The 572-nt window shown below is 58.6% G+C and carries 1 protein-coding gene and 1 pseudogene; both read right to left on the bottom strand.

The window, feature by feature from the left end:
- Positions 1 to 184 (bottom strand): annotated as a pseudogene (locus tag X742_RS0139695) (IS110 family transposase); the annotation flags it as partial.
- Positions 185 to 302: 118 nt separating this feature from the next.
- On the bottom strand, positions 303 to 572 hold a 270-nt coding region (locus X742_RS140235), incomplete at its 5' end, for an IS5 family transposase (protein ID WP_023775670.1).

The raw sequence follows: 572 nt of genomic DNA on the forward strand, positions 1-572 counted from the left end.
CTTCCGATCTCGAGCACGCTTCCAGGCCGATCCGCTCAAGCGGCAAGCCGGTCCCCTTCAGCGCGTCACACAATGCCTGCGGATCGCTCAACGCTCTCGCCTCCTTCACGATCCGGCCAGTCTCCTCGACAATGCAAATAGAGGTCTCTTCCAAAGACACGTCCAGTCCGGCAAAGTACTTCATGGCTGCTCCTTCCAAATGTTTGTGGCGACTCACATCGACCACGTTTTCACATTTCGACAGGAGCAGCCGCCATGATCTGGCTCGGTCGAGACCCCAATCACCCCATCTGTTTTGAAATTCACGGATGAGCGTTTCGGCGGATGAGATTGCCGCCCATTGCGACAAGGATCATGGCGTGAGAGACGTCGATGCGCTGCTCGTAGTCGCGCACGAGGCGGCGCCATCGGGTCATCCAGCCGAAGGTCCGCTCGACGACCCAGCGGCGGGGTAAGACTTCGAAGCCCTTCTGGTCGTCGGATCGACGGATGATTTCGACCACGAAGTCGAGATAGGTGGCTTTGTCCATGAGCTTCAGCCGGTCATAGGCGCCGTCGGCGAACAGATGCTT

The sequence above is a fragment of the Mesorhizobium sp. LNHC229A00 genome (genome assembly GCF_000502415.1).
Taxonomy (GTDB): domain Bacteria; phylum Pseudomonadota; class Alphaproteobacteria; order Rhizobiales; family Rhizobiaceae; genus Mesorhizobium.